Here is a 17925-nt window from a genome sequence, read left to right on the forward strand (position 1 = left end):
GGCGATCGGCCGGCCCGAGATAGTCCGCGATCGCCTCGACGCGCTCCGAGACCACCTCGGCGTTGAACCGTGTGGCGTTCGGCAGCAACAGGGCCCTCGACCACGCCGTTCGGGGCCGACGAGCGGGGGCCGACGGCGTGGGACAGGGCCTGGGCCAGGCCGCCACCGGTGAAGTCCGTGCCCTGCCCGCTCATGACCGCGGACAGCATCAGCTGCAGCCGGGGCGCCGCGTCGTCGGGGTCCTCCCCCATCCGCGGCAGCCACGCCACCACCGTTCGCAGCGCGTGCGCGAGCAGCGCGTCGGCCAGCGGGTCGACACTGCGCGACTGCAGGCCTTCCACCGCCTTCGAGAACACGTTCAGCGTGGCCGACCGGCTCAGCCGGGCGGCGCGGTGAGTGCCATCACCGGGTCGAGGACCACCCCCTGCGCGCGGGCCTTCGGGTCGAACAGGGCGAGCCGCTCCTCCGTCTCCGGATCCCGGACCGCGGCACCCGCCTTGGCGTAGGCCGAGGAAGGTGAGCTCGGCACCACCCACTGCGGCAGCCTCGCGGCCGAGAGCCGGGGGCACACCAGCTTCCCGTCGATGCGGCGGGTGCAGAGCTCCCGAACGTCCACGCCCTCGCCCAGCAGGATCGTCGCCGCCCGGCGGTGACGATCGCCGAGCCGCCGCCGACCGCGATGACCGCGGCCGCACCGTGCGCGGCCAGGAAGTTCCTGGCGGCGACCACCGACGGGATCGGGCTGTGCCGCACGACCCCCTCGAACTGCCCCACCAGGCGCTCGCCGAGCGCGGCGTGCAGCGGACCCATCGCCTGCGTGTGGGCGGCCACCGCCGGGCCGCACACGACGACGGCGCGGTCCGCCAACACCCGTGCCAGCTCCCGGGGCAACGACTCGAGGGCGTTCTCCCCCCAGAACGTGCGGAAGGCGGGAGTGGCGTGGCGGAAAGTCACAGTCGTCCGGACTCGTCCGCCGAGCTCACAGGGGCGCCGGTTGGGCGGACGCGGCTTCGATCGCGTTCAGCTCGTCGATGACGTCCTGCGTGTCCTGCCCGATCAACGGTGCCGGGCGCGGCTCCGCCGCACCGGTCCCGCCGGCGAACCGCGCCATCGTCGGAATGACCCGGTAGGTGCCCGTCACGGGGTGCACGCTGACCGGCAGCTCGTCGACGAGGTCCTGGAGGGTGAGCACCCTGGTCGCCGGGATGCCGACCTCCGCGCAGTAGGTCAACCACTCGTCCGTGGTCCTGAGCGGCGCGATCTTCCGGATGTCCCGGTACAACGAGTCGGAGTTCTGGATCGCGGCCCGCTGATCGACGTAACGGTTGTCGTCCGGGTCGTAGATCCCGGCCTCGAGGAAGACCGCCTCGTAGTGCTTGGGCAGGTACGGGAAGAGGTGGATCTGCCCGTCCTTCGTCCTGTGCGGCCGGCGCTCCGGAGACAACACCCTCGGATAGCCCGCTGCGGGGATCCCGTCGTGGCTGACCGGGGGTTCACTGATCGCCCCCGACCCGTGCTCGGTCAGCATGAAGGCCGACGTCGCCTCCTGCATGGCGACCTCGATGTGCTGGCCTTCGCCGGTGCGGGCCAGTTGCACGAGACCCGCGGTGACCGCCTGGGCGATGACGAGACCGCACACCTTGTCGGCGAAGATGGTGGGCAGGAGTGCCGGCTCACCCCAAATCCGTTCCATCAAGTCGGAGACGCCGCTCGCCGCCTGGATGATGTCGTCGTAGGCCGGCTCGGTCGCGCGAGAGCTGGCCAGCGGGAAGCCCTGTGCCTGGCAGTAGACGATGTCGGGCTTGAGCGCCGCCAGACTGGCATAGTCGATCTTGAGCCTGGTGAGGACCTGAGGGCGCATGGAGGTCACCACGACGTCGCAGGTCTTCACCAGCCGGTAAACGAGTTCCAGCCCTTCGGCCGACTTGAGATCGAGGTCGATCGATCGCTTGTTGCGCAGCAGGTTGAGGGAGATCCCGGAGAGCTCGGTATGAGGTCCCGGCCCCATGACACGGCACGTGTCGCCGCCCGGGGCCTCCACGAGAATGACGTCCGCACCCTGATCGGCCAGTATCTGCGTGCTCAGCGGTCCCATGACGACCCGCGTGAGGTCGAGGACTCGGACTCCACTGAGCGGTCCGGCTGCCATATCGCTCGGTCCTTCCCTACTGACGACGCACTCCATACACAATCGTATACAGAAGAGGATGCACCTTTGTCGAGGATGCTGCTGCTGCGACGCTCGACAGAAGACGTGACGCGGCCCGGTGGGCGGCGGACGATCAGCGGCTCTTGGCCGCGAGCATCTCCCGACGCTTCTCCGCCAGCTCCAGACCGTCCTGCCAGCTCGCGCGCTCGTTGATCAGCTTGCGGTACTTCATGATGTCCGACTGGCCGTTGACCGCGAGCGCCCCGACGAGCCGGTCCCCCTCGCGGTAGAGCGCGATCCACCGCCGGTCGACGGCGGCGTCACCGTCGACCACGCGGGCCTCGTCCGCTCCCGGGATCCCGACGAACTGGATCTTGCTGTCGTACCAGTCGGACCAGAAGTACGGAACCGTCGAGTACGGCCGCGCATTCTCCGGGTCGACGGCGTTGCGACCGGCTGCCTCACCGTGGCCGGCCGCGCTCGTCCAGTGCTCGAGGCGCTGCAACCGGTCGAAGAGAGGGTTGTGCCACCTCGCGACGTCCCCGGCCGCATAAACGCCCGGGGCGGCCCGCAGGTACTCGTCGCAGACCAAGCCGTTGTCCAGGCGCAGGCCGGAGCCCTCGAGCCAGGCCGTCGCCGGGTCGGCCCCGACGCCGACGACGACCAGGTCCGCGGGGAGCTCGGAGCCGTCCGTCAGACGCACACCGGTGACCCGCGTGTCGCCGAGCAACCGGTCGACTCCCGAGCCGAGCCGGAGATCGGTGCCGTTCTTCGTGTGCAGCTGCGCGATCGCGAGCCCGAGCTCGGGACCGATCGACCGCACCAACGGGGTCGGGAGCGCCTCGACGACCGTCACGGACAGTCCCCGCTTGCGGGCCGACGCGGCGACCTCCGACCCGATGAACCCGGCGCCGATGACCACGACCCGCGGCCCGGCGTCCAGGGCCTTCCTCACGGACCGGGCATCATCGAGCGTCCGCAACACGTGGACACCGGCCAGCTCGTTGCCCACGGGCAGGCGACGGGCCGAGACGCCCGTCGCGATCACCAGGGCGCCGTACGGAACGGCGTCCTGACCGACGACGACGCGCTTCTCCGCCAGGTCGAGGCCCGTTGCCGCCTCACCCAGCTTCAGCGTCACCCCCAGCTCTTCGACGAAGTAGTCCTCGCCGTGGAACCCGGGGGTGACCTCGTCGGTCGGGTCGGCCGGCCCGTCCAGGAACTGCTTGGACAGGGGCGGCCGGTCGTACGGCAGGTGCGGCTCGGCGCCGACGAGCACGATCCTGCCGTCGAACCCCGCCTTGCGGGCTCCTTCGACGGCTCGCAGCCCGGCGAGCGACCCACCCACCACAACGAGGTCGTTCACGACCACGACATTTCCTTCCGAAACGGTCGACCGAGCACGAGCTGCGTGTGACGCCCTCTCATGCCGCGTCGGCCAGGTGCTTGACGATGGCCTTCCGGAACTCCTCTGGTGTCTCCCAGCCGAGGTTGTGCCCTGCGTGGACGTCCAGCTTCTGCGCCCCGGCGATGCCGGTCGCGAGCTCCTCCGCGTGGGCCGGGTGCACGAGCCGGTCCTCGGTCGGCACCACGACCAGGGTCGAGGCGTGCACCCGCTCGAGATCGGGGCGGACGTCCAGGGTGCGGATCAGGTCCACGAGCGCTGCCGTCCCGGGCGGGATGTTCGCGCCGATCAGGGCCGCGACCTCGTCGGGGTCCAGGACGCCCTCGCCGTCGGCGCCGGCTCCGGACCAGTGCTGCTCGCTCGAGGATACCCAGGCGAGGAACCGGCCGACCGCCCGCGCCTGTTCCGGGTCGCCGGCCCGCTCCAGCAGGGCGAGCCATGTCCCGCAGGCCATCCGCAACGACGGGCTCGCGTGCGCGAAGCCGGTCGCGAGAACCAGGCGCCGCACGCGATCGGGCCGTTGCGCGGCCAGCCGCACCGCGACGGCCGCGCCGAGCGAGTAGCCGACCACGTCAATGGACTCGAGTCCGGCGTCGTCGGCCGCCTCCAGTCCGAGCGCGACCAGGCTGTCGACGTCGACGTGCGACGCCACCGGAGCCGGCCCGGTGCCGGGGTAGTACGGCGCGACCACCCTCCCCGGCAACTCGGCCTGGAACGGGAAGTTCGCCTCCGGGGCACCTCCGGCGCCATGGAGGAGCAACGTTCCGTGGCCGGCTACCGGGCCGGTCGTGACGGAGTGCATAGAGATTCCATGTCCAAATAGTCGCTCGGCCGGCGGGGGCACCGATGGCGCCCCCGCGTCACGACGCCGTCAGCAGGCCTCGACCAGGGTCAAGGCGCCGGCCGGGCAGGCTGAACAGGCGGCGCGAGCCTCGTCGAGCTGATCCGGCCGCGGCTCGGGGTTCAGGACGACCAGGGAACCGTCGTCCTGCACCTCGAACAGATCCGGGGCTTCGGCCTCGCACATGCCCAGGCCACAGCACTTGCCTTCGTCGAGCAGGATCCGCATGGCGATCCCTTCCTCCTTGGTGACGGAGTCTCAGAGCGAGACCGGCATCGACTTCACGACGTGGAAGAACGTGCCCGGCTGGTACTCGGGGTCGCCGGCCTTGAGCTGCGGAGCACGGGTCATCAGCTCGGTGAACAGGGCGCGCAGCTGGAAGCGGGCCAGCTGGTTGCCGAGGCAGTGGTGGATCCCCCCGCCGCCGAAGCTGATGTGCGGGTTGCGCGTCCGGGACAGGTCGAACTCGTGCGGGCGCTCTATCCGGGACTCGTCGCGGTTCGCCGAGCTGTAGAACATGACGACCTTGTCGCCCTGGCCGATCTTGGCGCCCTTGAAGTCGATGTCACGCGCCGCGGTGCGGCGGAAGGTCATGATCGGCGTGGCCCAGCGCACGAACTCCTCGATCGCCGTGCCGATGCGTCCCTTGAGGTCGGCGAGCAACCACTCCCGCTGGTCCGGGTGCGTGGTCAGGGCGCGCAGCCCGTGGCTCGTGGACTGGCGGGTCGTGTCGTTGCCCGCGCTGAGCATCAGCAGGAAGAAGCCCCCGATCTCCTTGTCCGTCAGCCTCTCGCCGTCGACCTCCGCCTGGGCCAGTGCGGTGATCAGATCGTCCTGCGGGTTGTCCCGCCGCTGCGCGGCAAGCTCGATCGCAATGTCGTTGACGTTCTTGACGGACTGGTAGATCCGCTCGACCACCTGCTCCTTGGTCATCCCGGCCAGCTCCGAGTCGCTCCACCCATTGGCGACGTTCAGCTCTTCGGTGATCGCCAAGCGGAGGTCGGCCGGCACACCCATCATGTCGTTGATGTTGTGCATCGGAAGGAGCTGGGCGCACTCGGCCACGAAGTCGGCGGTCCCGCCGCCTTCCTCGATCTTGGCGAGAAGATTGTCCACGACCGCCTTGGCGTTGGCTTCGATGCGACCGTTGATGCGCTGGATCTGCTTGGGAGTGAAGGCCGCGGAGACGAGCCGCCGCATCTTCGTGTGCCGCGGCGGGTCCATCTGGATGATGGAGGTGGAGATCTCCAGGATCTCCGGGGTCAGGTTCTCGAAGAGGATTCCGGCCCCGGAGATGAAGTCGTCGGGGCGCTTCGTGATCTCCACGACGTCGTCGTAGGTGGTGGCTGCCCAGAACCCGTAGTCGCCCGGCACCTCGTGCACCTGCTCTTGGAGCGCGCGGTGCCATGTCAGCGTTCCGCGCGTGCGCAGCTCGGCGAACGCAGCCTCACGCTCGTCCATCGTGGCCGACCAGAACGCGGGGGACGAGATGTCGACCGGGTCGTACGGCCGGTCGGCCGTACCGCTCGAAAACTTCATCACATCCATCGTCGTCAACGCTCTACTCCTCATTGAACGGCCGTTGCAACTGGACTACCAGGCGACAATCAGGGTCTCACGCATCCAATCGTGCATACACGTGATGTGATTGTCAACACAAACCCTGTCCGGTAAGGGTGGTGTCAGGACCTGTCGAGGCGCACCATACGTCCCCCGACCAGCCACTCCGCCACGAGCAGATCGCCCCGGGAATTCACCGCCAGCCCGTGGGGGCTGTTGAACTCCCCCGGCCGCAGCCCCGGCGGACGCACCACGGATCCGTCCTCCGCGATGGCATTGGGCCAGCCCGGCCGGCTCGCGGCCGTCTCGTCCTCACCGAGGTGCCCGACCAGGCGGTCGTCGATGTCGAAGATCGCCAGCCTCGCCTGCAACTCCGCCACCACGAGCTGGGAGTGGTACGTGACCATCGCGCTGGGCGAGTTGAGGCCGTCCGTCAGGGACCGGAGGAACTTGCCCTCCAGGTCGAAGATCTGGATCCGGGCGTTCGTCCGGTCGGCGATGTACAGCCGCGGCACGTCCGTGCGGTGGTCGACGAAGAGCCCGTGCGGGCAGTCGAACCGCCCGGCACCCTCCTCGCCCGTCAGCGTGAGGGTGAGGGTGCCCTCCGGCGAGTACCGGTGCACGAGGCTCTGCCCGTAGCCGTCCGCGACCCAGATCGCCCCGTCGTCGGCGACCACGACCGCGGTCGGCTGGTAACGGTTGTCCGCATACGCCGGATGGTCAGGAAGCGGCAGCTCGCGCAGCCGTCTGCCGTCCAGGTCGAAGCACGCGACGAGACCGTGCGCGCCCGGGGTGTCGGCGAGGTACCCACCCGCGCCGTCCGGCACCGCCTTGAGTGCCGGGTCCGCGATCCACAGGTGGTCGTTGCCGTCGAGCATCATCCCGTGGATCTCGGTGAGCCCCGACTCCCACGAGCTGAGCAGCCGGCCGTCCTCGGAGTAGAAGCACACCACCGAACCCCCGGACTGCGCACCGACCACCCGGCCGTCACCGGTGACGACGAGCGCATGGTGCGCCCATCCCAGATCACCGAGGGGCCCGTCGGGGGGCGTGGCCCACCCTTCCTTCCAGGTGTAGGTGTCCTCACCCGCGTGCAGGTGTGGTTCCGTCGTCATCGTCCCCTGCCCATCGTGGCCCGTTCGGACATGTCGTTCCACAGTTCAGTTTCCCGGCGATCAGGCGTCGGTGCCGCGAGCAGGCGGGTCCACGCCGGGAGCACCAGGTCCGCCATCTCCTGGTAGCCGGCCTCCGCCGGGTGCGCCCCGTCACCCCGCAGGATCTCGCTCGTCCACGCCACCGAGTCGCGCAGCGGCGCGCAGACCTCGACATACGGGATCGCGCGCCGGTCGCAGAGCTCGGCGAAGGCGGCGCTCACCGTCGCTGTCCGGGCGTTGTGGTCGTCGTCGGCCACCGGCGTCGGCCCGACGACCAGCAGCGGCAGCGCACGCCGCGCCGTGGCGTCGATCAGGGCCCCGAGGCCGGCGCACGACTCCTCCGTGCTCCGTCGTGGTGCACCGTCGTCCAGCATGGTGTCGTTGACCCCGAACGACACGAGCACCTTGTTCTCGGCGCCGACGCGTAGGCGCAGAGCCAGCTCGGCCTCGAAGCGCGCCACCACGTGGGCCGACGTGTCCCCGCGCACCCCCAGGTTGTAGGTGGTGAGCGCGACGTCGTCCGGCTTTCGCCGTGCGACGCGCCCCAGCCAACCGAGGCCGGCCGGATCGCCGACGCCCACAGCGAACGAGTCGCCGAAGACGCAGACCCGGACATCACGGTCACCCACGAACCCCTACCCTCCCCTCGGCCGCGGCTCTTCGCTCGACCGCTCAGGACATGAGCATGCCGGCCGTGACGTTGATGTCCTGCCCGGTCATGTGCTGGGCGTAGTCGGACGCGAGGAACAGCGTCGTGTTCACGATGCTCTCCGGAGCGACTTGGGTGCGCAGCGGCGAAAGAGCGAGAACCTGCTCCCGCACCTTCTCGACCGGGACGCCCTGCGCGCTCGCCTGCGCCGCGATGATCTCGTCGACCCGCTCACCGGCGACGTTCGCCGGCAGGACGCAGTTCACCCGGATGCCACTAGGCCCGAGCTCCAGCGCCAGGGTGCGGGTCAGCCCGATCATGCCCATCTTGCTGGACGCGTACGAGGAGCGCTGGGCGTACGGAGTCTTGCCGTTGATGGAGCCGATGTTGACGATCGCCCCCCCGCCCCGGCTCTTCATGGACGGCACGACGCCCCGGATCGCGAGGAAGACGCTCGTCAGATTGACGGCCAGGGTCTCCTCCCAGCCGTCGAGCGAGGTCTCCTCGATCGGCGCGATGGGCCCAGCGATGCCGACATTGTTGACCAGGACGTCGACCCCCCCGTAGTCCCGATGCACGGTCTCGAGCATCATCTCGACGTCACCCGCACGCCCGAGATCCGCGACCAGGCCGCGGCCGTCGTGCCCCGCGTCCGCGATCTCCTTTTCCAGGATGCGGAGCTCGGGCTCGCGGCGGGCCGCGAACACCGTCGTCGCACCCGCCGCCGCGAAGCTCGTGGCCAGCACACGGCCGATGCCGCGGGAGGCGCCCGTCACGAGCACGACCTTGCCCTCGAAGCTCACGGGCAGGACGGGGACACTCGTCGTCGTCATCGCGACTCAGCCCTGACGGGCGGCGAGCCCGGAGTCGATGAGGACGAACGCGATGATGCAGTTCTCCGAGCTGCGGTTGCTCCATCCGTGCACGGTCCCCCGCTGGACGAGCGTGTCCCCCGCGCTCAGCTTGACCTCACCGGTCTCGAGCTGCGCGTAGATCTCCCCGGAGATGATGACCGCGCAGTCCACGGTGGTGGTGACGTGCATCGTCCCGTTGCCGAACGTCTCGCCCTGCGCGACGTGCCCGGTGCCCGGCATGGAACCCCACGCCTTCTCCCGATCGAAGTCGTCGACGAACAGGTGGTCCGGCGGGAACTGCGAGATCCGGAAGACCAGCCCGCCCGCTGCGGGCTCGACCGGGAAGGGGGTGTAGCACGGCTCGGCCGGGTCCGAGTTGTCACCCGGGACCTGCGTGCGCCAGATGTCCGTGGCGCCGTAGTCCGGGATGCCGGGGAAGTGGGTGGTGAACGGGCAAATCTCGTCGCTCGCCACGGTCGACCGGCCCTCGGCGTCGAGACCGGTGACGATGCGCCGAACCGGCTTGAGGCCGCGGCCTTCGGTCGGGGTGCTGCTCACTGGTGCGTCCCTTTCTCGTTCACGCGTGCTCGGCGGCGTCCCGGCGGCGTTGTGCCACCAGCAACGTCGCCTTCACGAGGTTCGTGTAGCCCGTGCACCGGCAGAGGTTGCCGATGAGGGCCTTGCGGACGTCGGACTCGGACGGCTCAGGAGTGGACTCGAGCAGGTCCTCGATCGCGAAGAGGTGCCCGGCGACGCAGAAGCCGCACTGGAACGCGTCCGACTCCCAGAACGCCTGCTGGATGTCCCCCAGCTCGCCCTGCGGCGCCATACCCTCGATCGTCTGCAGCTCACAGCCGTCCACACTGGCCGCGAGGAGCAGGCACGACTTGGCAATTCGCCCGTCGACGCGCACGGTGCACGCGGCGCAGTCGCCGTTGTAGCAGCCGGCGTGCGTGCCGGTCAGGTGCAGCTCTTGGCGGAGCACGTCGACGAGCAGCGCACGGTCCTCGATCGTCACCCGTCGCCGGCGGCCGTTCACCCGGACCGTGATCGTGCGGGTCGGGACCTCGTCGTCCGGCAGCGCGTCCGCGGACCCGTCCTGTGTCGTCGTCATGTCAATGCTCCAGTGAGATCCAGGATCGCCCGGCGCGCGACGGCCGCTGCGATGTCGGCGCGGTAGCTGCCGGGCGCGAAGTGGTCGGACCACGGCGCGGTGATGGCCCTGTCCACCCGGTGCTCCAGCTCCGTCCTGTCGAACGGGTCCTCGACCGTCAGCACGACCGGCCGGGCCTCGACCGCCCCCAGGGTGACCCGGACGCCCCCGCCCGTTGCCGGCACCGCGCTCGCCGTGACGATCGGCCACGAGCCGGTGGCGTGCTTGACCTTGCAGTAGCCACCGGCCGGCTGCGGGGCGAACCGCATCGCCGAGACGAACTCGCCCGGCCGGAGGTCCACGACGAAGGCGTCGATCAGGAAGTCCGAGATCGGGACGGAACGACGGCCGTCCGGGCCCTGGATGTCGACCGTGCCGTCGAGGGCGACCAGCGCTCCCGGCGCGTCCGTGGTCGGGAACTGGAAGCAGGCGGCACCGACGAGGGTGCCCTGCTGAGTGATCTGCCGCCCGCCGGTGACCCCCTCGGCCATCCGCGGCAACAGACCGAGATTCGACCGGGTCAGGTCCGACTCCAGGACGTCGACGTAGGTGACGCCGGCGCCCATCACGATCTCGCCATCCACGCTGGTGACGTGCCGCAGGCCGAGGTCCTGCAGGTCCACCACGTTCTCGAACTCCATCAGGTGCCGGTTCATGCGCGGGAGCAGGAAGGTCCCACCGCCCAGGACCGCGACGTTGCCGTGGTGCTCGAGGAGCACCTGGCTCGCCTCGACGAGAGTCTGCGGGCGGTGGTAGCGCATACGCGTGCGGATCACGGGGCCGTCACCGTCCGGGTCTCCTGCCGCTGCGCGGCCTTGATCGCGCTCAGGATCCTCGGCGGGCTGAGGGGAAGCTGATGTACCTGCGCGCCGAGGGGGGCGAGGGCGTCGTTGACGGCGTTCAGGACCGCGGCCATGGCCGAACCGATGCCGCTGTCGCCGGCGCCCTTGGTCCCGAACTCGGTGAACGGGCTCGGCGTCTCCTGGTGAGTGACCCGGAAGGTCGGCAGGTCACCGGCCCGCGGCAGCAGGTACTCCTTCAGGTTCTGGGCCTGGGAGTTCCCGCTGTCGTCGTACGGCAGCTCCTCCCACAGGCTCCCGCCGATGCCCTGGGCCAGGGCGCCGTTGAGCTGGCTGTCGACGAAGTTGCTGTTCAGGACCGTCCCGCAGTCGTCGACGGCCGAGCACTCCTCAATGGTCACCACACCCGTCTCGGCGTCCACCTCCAGGGCGATGGCCGCGGCCGCGCAGGGATAGGAGGCGTAGAAGTTGATGCGCCCCTGCTCGTCCGGGACGTGGTGGAAGTTGTCCGGCCCTGCCACCTTCGTCGCCTCGAGGTTGGCGTGGGTGACGCCGGTCCGGCTCGACCCGTTGGAGCCGCGCCGGTAGATCGCGGCAGCCAGCTCGTTGAACGTCATTGACCTCGAGGGTTCGTCCGCGACCGCGACCGTCCCCCCGCCGAAGACGATCTCCTCGGCCGAGCAGCTCCACTCCCCGGCAGCAAAGTCGGTCATGTCCGAGCGGATCTGTCGGGCAGCGGCCGCGGCGGCCGCAGTGCCGGCCATGGCTGCCCGACCGCCCATGATCCCGAAGCCGTACGGGGCACGCTCCGTGTCGCCCTGGATGGTGTCGACCCGGTCGAGGTCGATCCCGAACTCCCGCGCCACCACGTAGGCGATCGTCGTGTCGTTGCCGGTCCCCGGGGTCGTGATCCCGCTGGCGACGGTGACACTGCCCGAGGGATGCACCCGGACCGTGGCACTGTCATGGCCGCGGGTCAGGCTGTCGAACGCCTCGCCCCCCTCGGGGGTGAGCTCACAACCCAGCCCGACACCGAAGAGCCGCCCCTGGCTGCGCGCTTCCGCCTGCCGGCGCCGCAGTCCGTCGTAGTCGCCGAACTCGAGCAGCGTGGTGAGCAGGCCGGCGTAGTTCGCCGAGTCGATGTGCTTGTTGTGGACCCAGCCCGGAATCCCGTCCGGAGGCTGGAAGTTCCGGAAGCGGACCGTGGCGGGGTCCATCTCGAGGGTCGTGGCGATCAAGTCCATGATCCGGTCGAGGACGAGGTTCGTCTGCTCCTTGCCGTAGGCGCGGAAGCCGGACCACGGTGCCTTGTTCGTCACCACCGGCACGACCTCGACCGCGTAGTTGCTGCACTTATACAGCCCGGGGTAGGTGAAACAGCCCTGGGCAGCCATGCCCCACCCACTCCAGGAGGCCAGACTCCCCACGTTGCCGACACTGCGGACGGTGAAGGCTTCGAGCACCCCGTCCGCGTCGAAGCCGAACTCGACGTCGTGGGTGAACTCGCGGCCCCCGGCCAGCAGCTCGTCCGCACGGGTCTCGGTCCACTTCACCGGGGCCTGGACGAGCCGGCTCAGCAGGCACACCAGGACCTCCTCGGGGAAGCCGACGAACTTGTATCCGAAGGACCCGCCCATTCGGGGGGCGACGACCCGGATGCGCTCCTCGGACAGTCCCACCATGTCTGCCAGCCGGGTCCGCAGCACGTGCGGGTTCTGGGTGGCGGCCCAGAGCTCGATCCGGTCCGGCGCCACCCACGAGCCCACGTAGCCCCTGGTCTCCAGGGGCACCGGCTGGTGACGTCCGGACGAGATGCGGGTCGAGCCCCGGAACTCGGCCCTCCGCAGCGCGGCCTCGGCATCGCCCTCGGTGTTCGGGAGGCGGCCAATGACGTTGCTCGTCCAGTGGTCGAACAGCCGCGGAGCGTCCGGGCGCAGCGCGTCCTCGGCGTCGAACACAGCCGGCAGGAGCTCGTACTCCACCTCGATCTTGCCGACGGCGGCCTCGGCCGTGGCCAGCGAGTCGGCGACGACCGCCGCGACCGGCTCCCCCACCCACCGGACCTTCTCGACCGCCAGAACGCTGAAGTCGGCGGTGTGGAAGCCCGGCGTCCCCCCCGGGTCCATGAAATGGGGCACCGGCTTCGTCATCTCCACCGCGCGATCGCCGGTGAGCACGACCTCCACACCGGGGACCGCCTCGGCGGCGCTGGCGTCGATCGACACGATCCGCGCATGCGGGTGCGGACTGCGCAGCAGGGCCGCGTAGAGCATCCCCGGGAGGGTGATGTCGTCGATGTACTGCTCCCGGCCCGTCAGGATCCGGTCGCCGTGCTGCCGCAGAGGTCGATCGCCGTGGCCGCTCGGACCGGCGTGTGCCCCGACCTCGCCTTCACCATGGCTCTCGGTGTCCGCGGACTGCAACACATCCACCTCGGTGGTCTCCCTTGATCGCCAGGTCGCACAGGCACCCCGCCGGTGGGACGGGGAACCTTAACTCACTGCACCGCACGCACAATATACATAACAGTACACAATGGAGCTGCATTCTCGCCCCGCTTCCGGCGCTGTCGGAGATCGCCGATCGACCGCTCCGGACACGCCGCCGGGAGCCACCCTGGGCGACCCGGGTTGCTCCCGATCTCACTGTCGACGTGTCCTTGTCGGAGCGGTCAGGCGGTGCAGCGCTTCGCCGGGTCCTTCCATGTGCTGATGTTGTCCTTCGTGTAGGCCTCGTACTGGAAGGACGGGTTGCTGATCTGCTTGCCGGCAATGGCCTCGTTCAACAGTCCGACCATGGCCTCTCCCCACTCGTAGCCCATGGTGTCGACCATGATGGAGAGCGAACCGTCGCGAACCTTGTCCGCCACGTCGAGAGTGGCGCCGGCCCCCACACTGACCACGCCGTTGCCGACCGCCATGCCCTGCTGCTTCGCCATCTGGCCCGCGACCGCCGCGGTGTTCGCGGTGATGCCCCAGATGACGTTCGCGTCGGGGTACTTCAGCAGGAGGCTCGAGGCCTTCTTCTGGATGTCGTCCGGCGTCAGGGCCAGGCTGTCCTCCTTGCCGAGGATCGTGATCCCGGCCTTCTCCGCCGCCGCCTTGAAGGCGTCCTGGCGCGGTGTCACACCGGACGCCGATGGCGGCCCGCCGACCATGACGGCCTTGGCGCCGGAGGGGATGGCCTTCAGGATTGCCTGGACAGTGACGTCCGCGACGGCCGGGGGGTCCTCGCCGACGAAGGTGGCGTTCGGCGGGTTGGTGTTCGCGCCGACGAAGTCGATGACGGGGACCTTCTGGGCCTTCGCCCGCGCATAGGACGGATACATCGCGTCCTGGTTCACCGTGTGCGAGATGATCCCGCTCGCACCCTGTGTCATCGCCGTGTTGAACTGGTTGATCTGCTTGTTCTGGTCCAGCGCGGCGTCGTACACGAGCACCTTGCCGCCGGCCTTCTTGCCGGCGCATTCCACCCCGAACGTTACCGACTGCTCCGCCGGGTCGGCGCCGAACGACTGCAGGTAGGCGATGGTGTTCGCGCCCGTCTCCGAGGAGGATGCCGCCGCGCCGGATCCACACGCGGCGAGCGACGCCACCAGGGCCGCCGACAACGTGGCGACCCCGATGGCCCCCAGTCTTCTGATCATGGTGATCCCTCCAAACGTCGTTGTTCTGGTCAGGACGAGGTGCTGTGCAGGCTGGCGCCGGTGATGGCGTGGCCGATGGAGACGGCGTCGACGCCTCGCGGGAACTCGTCCACCACACGACCGGAGTGCAGTGCGACGATCCGGTCGCTCAGGCCCAGGAGCTCCGGGAGCTCGGAGGCCACGAGCACGATCGCCGTCCCACGCTCCGCCAGCTGGTGGATGAGGTCGTAGATCTCCCGCTTGGCGCCGACGTCGATCCCGCGGGTCGGCTCGTCGAGGAGCAGGACCGCGGGCACGGACTCCAGCAACCGCCCCAGGACGATCTTCTGCTGGTTCCCGCCGGACAGGGTCTTCGCCGCGTGCCGCCCGTCCGGCGCCTTGAGCCGGACCCGTTCCCGCATGATTGCCACGTGCCGCTCACCACGGGTGTGCGAGGTGAGCCGGTGGAGCCCCCGGCGCGCGGGATCGAGGAGGCTCGCATTCTGCCGGACGGACTGGCCGATCGCCAGCCCCTGACGCCGGCGATCCTCGGGGACGAGGCCGATCCCCGCCTCCATGGCCGTCGACGGGCTGCCGGCGCGCACCCGGCGGTCACCGCAGGTCACGACCCCCTGCCGGCGTCGCAGCCCGTAGATGCTCTCGAGCAGGTTGCTCCGGCCGCTGGCGACCAGGCCGGCGACGCCGAGCACTTCGCCCGCGTGGACCTGTAGCTCGTATGGCTCCCCCGCTGCGGTCTCCAGGACGCCCTCGACCGTGAGGACGACCTCGCCCTGCTCGGCCGGGGGCCGGAAGAACTGGTCGCGGATGCTCCGGCCCACCATCAGCTGCACGATGCGATCAGTGTCCAGGGTGGGCACCGGCGCCGTCTCGATCAGCTCACCGTCGCGGAGGACCGTGGCGCTGTCGCAGAGCTCGAACACCTCGACCAGGCGGTGGGTGACGAACAGGACCGCGGCACCCCGTTCGCGCATCCGGCGGATGATCGTGAACAGCCGCTGCACGTGGTCCTCGGTCAGGGACGCGGTCGTCTCATCGAAGGCGACGATCTTGGCCTCCTGCGCGACGACTCGTGCCACCTCGACGAGATGCTGCTGGTCCTGCGAGAGACCACCGACCCGTGCGGAGGCGTCCAGCTCGATCCCCCACTCGTCGAGGATCGCCTGGGCACGCGCGATACCCCGGCGGGACCGCAGACCCCGGAGGCCGGACCGCCGCCGCACGGAGAGGAACATGTTGTCGGCCACGGTGAGCTCGGTGCACACCTCGGGCGTCTGTCCGACGATGCCCACCGCCGCCACCTGGCGGCTGGCGACGTCTCGCGGAGGCAGGACCACGTCGTCGACGAGGACGTCGCCGTGGTCCTGGGCCACCTCTCCGGCAAGGATCCGGACCAAGGTGCTCTTGCCCGACCCGTTCTCCCCCAGCAGGGCTCGGATCTCGCCGGGTTCCACCCGGAGCGACACCCCCTTCAGCGCGCGTGCACCGCTGAAGTTCTTCTCGATGCCTTCGAGAGCGAGCATGTCAGGCACGCTTCCGGAGCAGTTCGAGCCCGACCGCGGCGATCAGGACCACGCCGGTCACGACTCCCTGCCAGAACGGCTCCACACCGTTGAGGTCGAGCCCGTTCTGGATGAACGCAACGAACGCGACGCCGAACAGCGTCCCGACGAAGGTGCCACTACCACCCTGGAAGGACGAGCCGCCGAGCAGCACACCGGCGATGACGGACAGCTCGAACCCCACGCCGGCATTGGGGTCCGCCGACGCGCCCCGGCCGGCGAAGAGGATGGCGGCAATGCCGACGGTGAGCCCGCTCAGGGCGAAGACCAGCATCTTCACCCGGCCGACGGGGATGCCCGCAAGGCGGGCGGCGACCTCGTTGCCACCGATGGCCCGGACGGCGTTGCCGAACTCCGTGCGGACCATCAGGAGCGCGCTAATCAGCACCACGAGGACCGCGATCGCGAACGCGGCCGGGATGCCCGCAGGCGTCGCGTTGCTCATCCAGTTCACGATGGACGCCCCAGAGCCCGTCAGCGGCTGCGGGATTCCCTTCGTCGGGATCTGGGCCGCTGACCGGAAGACCGTCAACAGACCCAGGGTCACGACGAAGAAGGACAACCCGACCTTGCCCACCAGGAACCCGGCCGTCAGGCCCGATGCGGCCCCGGCGAACACGATCACGACGACGACCACGAGGATCCCGGGGAGCCCCGTCCCGGTGAGCCCGGCCAGCATCACCATCGACAACGCCATGAGCGATCCGATGGAGAGATCCACGTAGCCGAGCGTGATGAGCATGGTGGTGCCCGCGGCCATCACGAGGACCGGCGACATCCCGGTGAGCACGGACTCCAGATTCCGCGTCGTTAGGAAAAGCCGTTCCGTCGAGGAAAGCACGATGACCAGCAGCACCGTGGCCGTGACGATGCCGGCCCACGGCGGAAGGGCGCCGATCCTCGCACGCAAGCCGCCCACGACCGACTCACGGCCCGGGCCGACTTTCGCCCGGCTCTCGCCGATTCCGATCACGCGATCTCGCACCTCGCTCACGGTCAACTCCTCCTTGAGTTCCGAGGTCGCTCTGCGCCCCGGCGGCGGCACCGAGGAGTGCATATCGTCTCGGTACACGATTTTGCATAACATAAGCGGTGACTGGCGTCACGGTCAAGACTTCGAGACCGGTCCTGAGGAGCCCAACTCTTCGAGATCGGGCCTTACAAGATGTAGCCGGTCAGGCCCTCACAGAGCTGTGAACCGCAGTCGCCCGCCCGGTTTGAAGGCGACACGACAACGCCCCCATCGGGCCTCGGTGTGCCGTGGCCGACGGGGGCGGCGTTGTCGAAGTGCGAACCCGGCGTTAGGTGCGGACGTACCAGCCCGCGTCGACGGGGATGAGGACGCCCGTGATGAAGCGCGATTCGTCGCTGGCCAGCCACAGCGCGGTGTTGGCGATGTCCTCCGCCTCTACCCATGGTGTGGGCAGGAGCGCCAGGTCCTGCATGGTCCCCTTGACGTCCTCCAGCGTAGGTTCCGGCAGGTCGGGCCGGAAGAGCCGCCAGGTGGCCTTGTTGTTGAGCAGCGGGGTGTTCGTGTTGCCGGGTAGGATCGCGTTGGCCCGGATGTTAAACTCGCCCGCCTCGTTTGCGAGCGCCCGCGTCATTCCGACGACGCCGTGCTTGGCCGACACGTAGGCGGACGTGTGGCGCATGCCCTGGATCCCCGCGAGCGAGCTCGTCAGCACGACCGAGCCGCCGCCGGCCTCGATGAGCGCCGGGACCGCGGCCCGGACGGTCTTCCAGACCCCCAGCAGGTTGACGTCGAGCACGGTGCGCCAGACGTCCTCGTGCGTGTCCCACATCTTCCCGCGCTCGCCACCGATGCCCGCGTTCGCGCACACCGTGGTCAGGCTCCCGAAGGAGTCCTTCGCCAGCCGGACCGCGGCCTCGAGGGCCTCCTCGTCGCGGACGTCCGCGACCATCGTCTCGATCCGGCCGCCGACGTCCTTGACGAGCGCAGCCGTCTCGTCGAGGTCCTCGGTGGTCGGCAACGGGTAGTCGATATGGTCGTAGGTGGTGCAGGCGTCCAGGGCGACGACCGCCGCCCCTTCCTGCGCGAACCGCACCGCGATCGCCCGACCCTGCCCACGTGCAGCACCGGTGACGAGTGCCACCTTTCCGTCCAAGCGGCCCATCGCGCACTCCTTCTTGCTCT

17 protein-coding genes and 2 pseudogenes are annotated in these 17925 nt (G+C 69.6%); all 19 read right to left on the reverse strand.

Translation table 11 applies throughout. The annotated features are described in order from the left end of the window. Nucleotides 1–122: 122 nt before the first annotated feature. A pseudogene (locus tag ACFQH9_RS32245) lies at nucleotides 123–356 on the reverse strand (hypothetical protein); the annotation flags it as partial. A 20-nt stretch (nucleotides 357–376) separates the two neighbouring features. Continuing rightward, the gene (locus tag ACFQH9_RS04535; RefSeq protein ID WP_379564558.1) at nucleotides 377–616 is read right to left on the reverse strand and encodes a dehydroquinate synthase/iron-containing alcohol dehydrogenase family protein; all 240 of its coding nucleotides are present in this window, start codon (nucleotides 614–616) and stop codon (nucleotides 377–379) included. A 41-nt stretch (nucleotides 617–657) separates the two neighbouring features. Continuing rightward, nucleotides 658–954, reverse strand: a pseudogene (locus tag ACFQH9_RS04540) (iron-containing alcohol dehydrogenase); the annotation flags it as partial. Between the two features lie 25 nt (nucleotides 955–979). Next, nucleotides 980–2185 carry a CaiB/BaiF CoA transferase family protein gene (locus ACFQH9_RS04545; RefSeq protein WP_379564485.1) on the reverse strand — a complete coding sequence of 402 codons (1206 nt, stop codon included), beginning with the start codon at nucleotides 2183–2185 and terminating at the stop codon, nucleotides 980–982. A gap of 97 nt (nucleotides 2186–2282) precedes the next feature. Beyond that, a complete protein-coding gene (locus ACFQH9_RS04550) occupies nucleotides 2283–3515 on the reverse strand; it encodes an NAD(P)/FAD-dependent oxidoreductase (RefSeq protein WP_379564487.1) in 1233 nt (410 codons plus the stop codon). Nucleotides 3516–3573: 58 nt separating this feature from the next. Beyond that, nucleotides 3574–4356 carry an alpha/beta fold hydrolase gene (locus ACFQH9_RS04555; protein ID WP_379564489.1) on the reverse strand — a complete coding sequence of 261 codons (783 nt, stop codon included), beginning with the start codon at nucleotides 4354–4356 and terminating at the stop codon, nucleotides 3574–3576. 69 nt (nucleotides 4357–4425) lie between these two features. Next, nucleotides 4426–4623, reverse strand: coding sequence for a ferredoxin (locus ACFQH9_RS04560; protein WP_379564490.1), 198 nt, complete (start codon nucleotides 4621–4623; stop codon nucleotides 4426–4428). Between the two features lie 30 nt (nucleotides 4624–4653). Further along, entirely contained in the window at nucleotides 4654–5934 is a 1281-nt protein-coding gene (locus tag ACFQH9_RS04565; protein ID WP_379564492.1) for a cytochrome P450, read from the reverse strand. 143 nt (nucleotides 5935–6077) lie between these two features. Beyond that, nucleotides 6078–7070, reverse strand: a complete 993-nt coding sequence (locus ACFQH9_RS04570) for an NHL repeat-containing protein (protein WP_379564494.1) — start codon at nucleotides 7068–7070, stop codon at nucleotides 6078–6080. Beyond that, the gene (locus ACFQH9_RS04575; protein ID WP_379564496.1) at nucleotides 7067–7738 is read right to left on the reverse strand and encodes a GDSL-type esterase/lipase family protein; all 672 of its coding nucleotides are present in this window, start codon (nucleotides 7736–7738) and stop codon (nucleotides 7067–7069) included. The genes ACFQH9_RS04570 and ACFQH9_RS04575 overlap by 4 nt, the downstream gene beginning before the upstream one ends. A gap of 43 nt (nucleotides 7739–7781) precedes the next feature. After that, nucleotides 7782–8591 carry an SDR family NAD(P)-dependent oxidoreductase gene (locus tag ACFQH9_RS04580; RefSeq protein WP_379564498.1) on the reverse strand — a complete coding sequence of 270 codons (810 nt, stop codon included), beginning with the start codon at nucleotides 8589–8591 and terminating at the stop codon, nucleotides 7782–7784. 6 nt (nucleotides 8592–8597) lie between these two features. After that, nucleotides 8598–9170, reverse strand: coding sequence for a cupin domain-containing protein (locus tag ACFQH9_RS04585; RefSeq protein ID WP_379564500.1), 573 nt, complete (start codon nucleotides 9168–9170; stop codon nucleotides 8598–8600). A 19-nt stretch (nucleotides 9171–9189) separates the two neighbouring features. Then, nucleotides 9190–9726, reverse strand: a complete 537-nt coding sequence (locus ACFQH9_RS04590; RefSeq protein ID WP_379564502.1) for a (2Fe-2S)-binding protein — start codon at nucleotides 9724–9726, stop codon at nucleotides 9190–9192. Then, nucleotides 9723–10541 (reverse strand): FAD binding domain-containing protein, encoded by an 819-nt coding sequence (locus ACFQH9_RS04595; RefSeq protein ID WP_379564504.1) that lies wholly within the window; start codon nucleotides 10539–10541, stop codon nucleotides 9723–9725. The genes ACFQH9_RS04590 and ACFQH9_RS04595 overlap by 4 nt, the downstream gene beginning before the upstream one ends. Next, complete coding sequence (locus tag ACFQH9_RS04600; protein ID WP_379564506.1) at nucleotides 10538–12997, reverse strand: xanthine dehydrogenase family protein molybdopterin-binding subunit; 2460 nt, start codon at nucleotides 12995–12997, stop codon at nucleotides 10538–10540. The genes ACFQH9_RS04595 and ACFQH9_RS04600 overlap by 4 nt, the downstream gene beginning before the upstream one ends. Before the next feature lie 239 nt (nucleotides 12998–13236). Next, nucleotides 13237–14211: a sugar ABC transporter substrate-binding protein gene (locus ACFQH9_RS04605; protein ID WP_379564508.1), complete on the reverse strand. Its 975-nt coding sequence runs from the start codon at nucleotides 14209–14211 to the stop codon at nucleotides 13237–13239. Between the two features lie 29 nt (nucleotides 14212–14240). After that, nucleotides 14241–15731, reverse strand: coding sequence for a sugar ABC transporter ATP-binding protein (locus tag ACFQH9_RS04610; RefSeq protein ID WP_379564510.1), 1491 nt, complete (start codon nucleotides 15729–15731; stop codon nucleotides 14241–14243). A 1-nt stretch (nucleotide 15732) separates the two neighbouring features. Further along, nucleotides 15733–16764 (reverse strand): ABC transporter permease, encoded by a 1032-nt coding sequence (locus ACFQH9_RS04615; RefSeq protein ID WP_379564512.1) that lies wholly within the window; start codon nucleotides 16762–16764, stop codon nucleotides 15733–15735. A gap of 307 nt (nucleotides 16765–17071) precedes the next feature. Beyond that, a complete protein-coding gene (locus tag ACFQH9_RS04620) occupies nucleotides 17072–17905 on the reverse strand; it encodes a mycofactocin-coupled SDR family oxidoreductase (RefSeq protein ID WP_379564514.1) in 834 nt (277 codons plus the stop codon). Nucleotides 17906–17925: the final 20 nt, after the last annotated feature.

Origin of the sequence: Pseudonocardia lutea (genome assembly GCF_042658055.1) — a bacterium.
GTDB classification, from domain to species: domain Bacteria; phylum Actinomycetota; class Actinomycetes; order Mycobacteriales; family Pseudonocardiaceae; genus Pseudonocardia; species Pseudonocardia lutea.